Source organism: Bacillus sp. 05T31, from assembly GCF_056396725.1.
The window spans coordinates 1-5,524 of sequence record NZ_JBFTMA010000305.1 but is presented as its reverse complement, the minus strand read 5'-3'; the positions used below and the strand labels follow the sequence as shown (position 1 = coordinate 5,524).

Here is a 5,524-nt window from a genome sequence, read left to right as displayed (position 1 = left end):
GTATTGGAGACAGTAAGCAACCAAGTGGAATTGGTATTGCAGTTTCAAAATATGATGATGGATACGGCATTAATTTATATGAAAATCCTGCGAATCCGCAATTTATAGGAAGACTTACGAAAAAAATCCCATATTTAATCTATAAAGGTTATTGGGGAGGTGGCGAAAAAGATATGATTTGTTTAGGTGGTGAACAACAGTGGGCTAAGTTAGAACATTTTAATGTACAATGGTTTTATGCATATTCAAAGTACACACCTGGATATGAAATTAGAACGTACGATGGGCCAAACGGGAATGATACAGGTGCGGTCGATGGGAAGGTCCCTTATCGTATTTGGAATCGTCAAGATGGATATATAGATATAGGTGGGAACAAATGGATCAAAGAAGAACATGTGCAGATTAAATGATGTTAAAAAGTCGGCTTTATGCCGGCTTTTTTATTTAATAAAGCTTGTCTCTGGCATGAAGAGAAATACTTGCRGAAAACACATTRATTTCACAATAGCGCTGTATAGTTCCTAATATACATTTATCAAAGTGAGGTATTTGAATTGAAAAAGAAAAAGCTATTTATGGGAACTATTATTGCATGTGTGGCGTTAACATTGTCTGCGTGTGGTTCCTCAGAAAATGTTGCAACATCAAAAGTAGGAAACGTGACAGAGAAAGAGTTAAGTAAAGAATTAAGGCAAACATATGGAAAAAGTACTTTATCTCAAATGATGTTAAATAAGGCATTGCTAGATAAATATAAAGTTTCAGATGAAGAAGCTAAAAAACAAGTAGAAGCAGCGAAGGAACAAATGGGTGACAAGTTTAAAGTGGCTTTAGAGCAAGTAGGATTAAAGAATGAAGATGAATTAAAAGAGAGAATGAAGCCAGAAATTGCACTTGAGAAAGCGATTAGAGCGACTGTCACAGATAAAGATGTGAAAGATAACCATAAACCTGAAATGAAGGTAAGTCACATTTTAGTAAAAGATGAAAAAACTGCGAAAGAAGTAAAAGAGAAAATAAATAATGGTGAAGATTTTACTGCTTTAGCGAAACAGTATTCGGAAGATACTGGTTCAAAGGAACAGGGCGGAGAAATAGCTGGTTTTGCTCCTGGTCAAACTGTGAAAGAGTTTGAGGAAGCTGCGTATAAATTAGATGCAGGACAAGTAAGTGAGCCAATAAAAACATCTTATGGTTATCATATAATAAAAGTGACGGATAAAAAAGAATTGAAACCATTTGATGAAGTAAAAGATACGATTCGAAAAGATTTAGAACAACAAAGACTGCAAGATGCGACAGGTAAATGGAAACAACAAGTAATCAATGATCTATTGAAAGAAGCAGATATTAAAGTAACAGATAAAGAATTTAAAGATACATTTAAATTCTTAGATGAGAAATAAGGTTTAGAAGAAAAACAGAGATTTAGCATAATGCTATATTTCTGTTTTTTTTGTTTTCAATAGAAAAGGGAACTCATATAGAGTTCCCTTTTCGCGTTAGTGTGTGAGTTATAAATAGATAGTAAGACAATACAATATTACATTTAAATATTAAGAATTACAATAGGAAAATTTGGATGTAGATAAAAGGAATAAGCAATTAAATTCGCAAAATGTTGAAATGATAATGTTTTAGTTAATTAATTTTGTTAAATATAAACTAAATATATTTTCGTGGAGAGTGAATTGAGGACATAATTTAAAGAATGGTACATATCATATTTATTGGAGTATAAATTAACTTTATAGGAAGTGACATGTTGAACATTTAGTACAAAAGGATGTTCTTAATGATGATAAGAATTATTTATCCCGCTATTTGTGGGCAGTAAGACTCCCACCTCAAAATTCGGCGAATGCGAGGGAATTAGGTGGGAGTCTTACTGCTCGTAAAAGCCCGATTGGTGAAGGCTAATAATCAGTGGGTGATGGACAAAACCCCCACTGATTATTAGCCTTCACTTTATTAAAATAGGATGAATATTTTTATATTTACTAGATTATTAAATTAATTTGGGGGAGAATATATGAAAGTTATTTTTAAGAGAGAAGGCGGAGGGAAAATTTTTGAATCATCTAATGAAAATATAAGCGTTCTATTAGCTGTATTAAAAGAAACAAAAGGGATAAAGATTGGGATGGTTGAGTATGAAGTATTAGAATATAAACTGGAATATTATCGGAATCCGAAAAAAACAGAAACAGAGAGAGAATTACATATTATAATGCAACCCAAGCATATTCAATAAAGAAAGTGAAAATTAATGAGTGTGAATCTTACTGCCTGCAAATAGCAGGATAAATGGTAGTAATTGTCGATATGTATGAAACTTATGAGGAATGAATTGCTTTACATCATAAGTTTCTAAAGCTTTGTGAGTTCGTTCATAATAAAAGTGTATGCTTTTGTTGAAGGATGGTTAATGAGATATAGCTGAAATTTGTATTCCAGAAAGAACGTTAGTTAGGATAGAAAAGTAAAATTAGAAATATAATTAGTTCAATAAAAGCGACTTCACATTAGGTGGAGTCGCTTTTATTGTTGCTACACGTATTCTATGATGCGATAGGAAGTGCAAAGAAATTTGATTAATAAAAGGGAGTAATAAATGAGTATGAATAAACTTCATATATTAAAGTTGCATTTTGTTTGAAAAATTTACATGTTGCACTTCCGTAAGAACGTTCGTTCGTGTATAATTAGAACGAATGTTCTTACGGAAGTGGAGATGTCTACAAATTCATAAATAGTTTTGAATTGGAAAGCTACGCTACATATAAATAAGAGATGGATAAAGAATGAAGCGATAAGGCTTCTAACCGCAAGGACTGYGGAGATAGCCTAATAAATTAGAGTTCGATAGAACTCTTTACTTAGGAATCCCCCWCTTCTAAACGAAGTGAAAGTGGGGTAGTTCAAGAATGGATAGATATAGAAAATTGAGGAGTAAAGAAAATGAATTATGTAAAGATACAGGAAAAAGGAAGAGAGTGGGTTCCGTTTACAGTAATGTCGGAACAATTATTAAGTATGAAAAAAATTATTGGAGAGAAATTAAAAGTCCAAAGACCGCTAATAACAAATGAAGCGAAAGACAGCATTTCAGACAAATTATTAACTTCATTATTGTCTGAAGAAGAGATGTTAGTGACATATTTTGAAGAAGGATACATACTTACGAGTTATATGACAGTGGTTCATATAAATCCAATTCAACAAATTGTAAAATGTACAGATGCATTTTATAAAACATATATATTTTCTGCAATGGACATAATTGATGTAACCTAAAAGAAGCTGAATTTTGAAGTTTAGCCTCTTTAATTTATCTAGCTATTTACGGACAGGCAGATTCACACCTCAAAATTCGGCTGTGAGTCAGGCTACCTGTAAAAACTTAATTTTTTGAAGAGGTGAAGAACTAAATGAAAAAGCAGCTAGCTGCAAGCTAGCTGCTTAGTCCCAGGGAAAGGGAGAAAAAGATTGGCACTCAAAAAATCAATGATAGCTGTGTATCAGCCTGAGTATAGTATAGACAAATTTTAAAATGTTATACAAAAATGATTACAGAGCTGTTTAAGCCGTACCAACTTGGTTTTGATCTGCTAGATCAGAATCAAATGTATTAGTCGCGCTAACCCCACTAAAAGTGTTCACTACGAAACCAACGTTAGATGCGCCAGAGCCGTTATAAGCTTTCGTATTCTCTTTTGGAGAAACATTGTAGAAATCACCTAAGTTGAAAGATCCGTTACTATTTTGTACAACTAAATTCCCAACAACTGAGGGCATAATTTTCACCTGCTTTATAAGTAATTGTTTGCATTACTATATGAAGGTATAGTCTAATTGGTTCATTTGACAAATATTCCGGAATAGAAAAATGTTTGAAGCTTTGTTTAATCAATCGAGCAAAAAGTATGTTAAAATTAATGAAGAGCTGAATTTTAAAAAGAATAAATTTGAATAATTCATATATATGGAATTAAAGGAGGCAAAATGTAATGGATAATGTTATAAAAACAGTGGATTTAACAGATGCAGAATCAAGTAAACTTGTTGCTTATATTTATAGTAATGATGTCACATTGATCGAAAAAGCATTTTGTCCTAATGAAATAAAATTAAAGTTTAATGAAATAGCAATTTTATCGGCAATTAAAACCGCATATATTACGAAAGTATCTATAAGGAAAGAACTTGAAGCAATTTTTCACGATACAGGCGTTTTATTAGTAAAGCAAAATGTTGAAAGGAATAGTATTCAATCTATAACAATGCATTTTGAGCAATTTAAAAAGTTGCAAAATGAGATTGAGAATTTAAATAAAAGTATGTTATAAGACTAGGTGGAAATTTATTGATAGAGGTGGGCTCTGTTAAGTTGAAAAAGTGGATTGAAAAGTATTTGGATAAATCGAACCGTAAACATAAATATACTTTCATTAAGGTGTAACCTATATTTATCGATGTGAGAAATGTAGGGAATAGAAGATACAATTTAAAAATAATAACGATACAAACAAAAAGAGTGGGTGTGGACGCTCAAAAAATAAAATTGAAGAGCTTAATAAATATTACGGTGCTTCACATGATTTTCAAATAATTGATGTTTCAAATCATCACCAAGTTAGTAAATGGGCAAGTCGTATTCTTAATAAGTATAGGGCTCCCGATATGTTAATAAATAATGCATCGATTGTTAATCAAAATGCACCTCTATGGAAAGTTACCGCACAAGAATTTGAAAGTGTAATGAGTGTAAATGTGAACGGGGTAGTAAATGTCATTAGGGCGTTCGTCCCGGCGATGATAGCTAGGAAAGAAGGAATTATTATTAACATGAGCTCTAGTTGGGGAAGAGAAGGCGAGGCTGAACTTGCGCCATATTGTGCCTCGAAGTTTGCTGTTGAAGGTATCACACAGTCAATGGCAATGGAACTGCCAAATGGTATGGCAGTAGTTGCTTTAGATCCAGGTGGCAGTATTAGCACTCCAATGCTTCACTTATGTGCACCTCAATATGTAAAAGAATCTCCTACACCTGAAATGTGGTCACATAAAGCAATTCATTATATATTAAATATATCAATAGATAAAAACGGTGAGTCATTGACATGTCCGGCATACATTCATTGAGAAACTCCTTGTCAAAAAGAGCGCCTGAAAGGTGCTCTTTTGTATTATTAGTACATTATGTGATGCACAAAATTACATATGAAAAATAGAATAATGAATTAAAGGTGATATTTGTTTGTTTTGAATGTACTAGAAAATTTAAATATAGGTGATGGGAAATGAACCTACGCGATTTAGAATTGACAGGTGCCTGGTTTCAAGTAGGAGGAAATCTTATAGCAGCAATTGGAACAACTAGAGGGTTTGCAGGGGAAGGAAAGATTGAGTCGGATCTCGTTATTGTAGGGAGTTCATTACAAGCTCTCGGATATATATTACAAATTATAGCAACTAATGATGCGAAAGATGAAGATAAATGTGAGAAGCAAGAGGTAAC

At 32.6% G+C, this 5,524-nt stretch carries 6 protein-coding genes and 2 pseudogenes; 7 read left to right on the top strand and 1 reads right to left on the bottom strand.

Going from position 1 to position 5,524, the window contains the following annotated elements; all coding sequences use genetic code 11:
- From AC1DJR_RS17660 to AC1DJR_RS17645, 4 genes and pseudogenes are all read left to right on the top strand, one after another.
- Positions 1 to 413 (top strand): annotated as a pseudogene (locus AC1DJR_RS17660) (N-acetylmuramoyl-L-alanine amidase); the annotation flags it as partial.
- Between the two features lie 144 nt (positions 414 to 557).
- Complete coding sequence (locus AC1DJR_RS17655) at positions 558 to 1,409, top strand: peptidylprolyl isomerase PrsA (protein ID WP_002031835.1); 852 nt, start codon at positions 558 to 560, stop codon at positions 1,407 to 1,409.
- A gap of 626 nt (positions 1,410 to 2,035) precedes the next feature.
- Entirely contained in the window at positions 2,036 to 2,257 is a 222-nt protein-coding gene (locus tag AC1DJR_RS17650) for a hypothetical protein (RefSeq protein ID WP_002012623.1), read from the top strand.
- A 707-nt stretch (positions 2,258 to 2,964) separates the two neighbouring features.
- Complete coding sequence (locus AC1DJR_RS17645) at positions 2,965 to 3,300, top strand: YolD-like family protein (RefSeq protein WP_002085766.1); 336 nt, start codon at positions 2,965 to 2,967, stop codon at positions 3,298 to 3,300.
- 285 nt (positions 3,301 to 3,585) lie between these two features.
- On the opposite strand, the gene gerPF is transcribed toward AC1DJR_RS17645, so the two are convergent.
- Entirely contained in the window at positions 3,586 to 3,801 is a 216-nt protein-coding gene (gerPF, locus tag AC1DJR_RS17640; RefSeq protein ID WP_001141569.1) for a spore germination protein GerPF, read from the bottom strand.
- Positions 3,802 to 4,013: 212 nt separating this feature from the next.
- On the opposite strand from gerPF, the gene AC1DJR_RS17635 reads away from it, so the two are divergent.
- From AC1DJR_RS17635 to AC1DJR_RS17625, 3 genes and pseudogenes are all read left to right on the top strand, one after another.
- A complete protein-coding gene (locus AC1DJR_RS17635) occupies positions 4,014 to 4,352 on the top strand; it encodes a hypothetical protein (RefSeq protein WP_002127270.1) in 339 nt (112 codons plus the stop codon).
- Between the two features lie 190 nt (positions 4,353 to 4,542).
- A pseudogene (locus AC1DJR_RS17630) lies at positions 4,543 to 5,148 on the top strand (SDR family oxidoreductase); the annotation flags it as partial.
- A gap of 158 nt (positions 5,149 to 5,306) precedes the next feature.
- A partial coding sequence (locus tag AC1DJR_RS17625; protein WP_477003138.1) for a DUF6944 family repetitive protein occupies positions 5,307 to 5,524 on the top strand: 218 nt, incomplete at its 3' end.

Coding starts and splice junctions, on each gene's coding strand:
- AC1DJR_RS17650 (WP_002012623.1), top strand. CDS start 2,036: ATGAAAGTTATTTTTAAGAGAGAAGGCGGAGGGAAAATTTTTGAATCA.
- AC1DJR_RS17645 (WP_002085766.1), top strand. CDS start 2,965: ATGAATTATGTAAAGATACAGGAAAAAGGAAGAGAGTGGGTTCCGTTT.
- gerPF (WP_001141569.1), bottom strand. CDS start 3,801: ATGCCCTCAGTTGTTGGGAATTTAGTTGTACAAAATAGTAACGGATCT.
- AC1DJR_RS17635 (WP_002127270.1), top strand. CDS start 4,014: ATGGATAATGTTATAAAAACAGTGGATTTAACAGATGCAGAATCAAGT.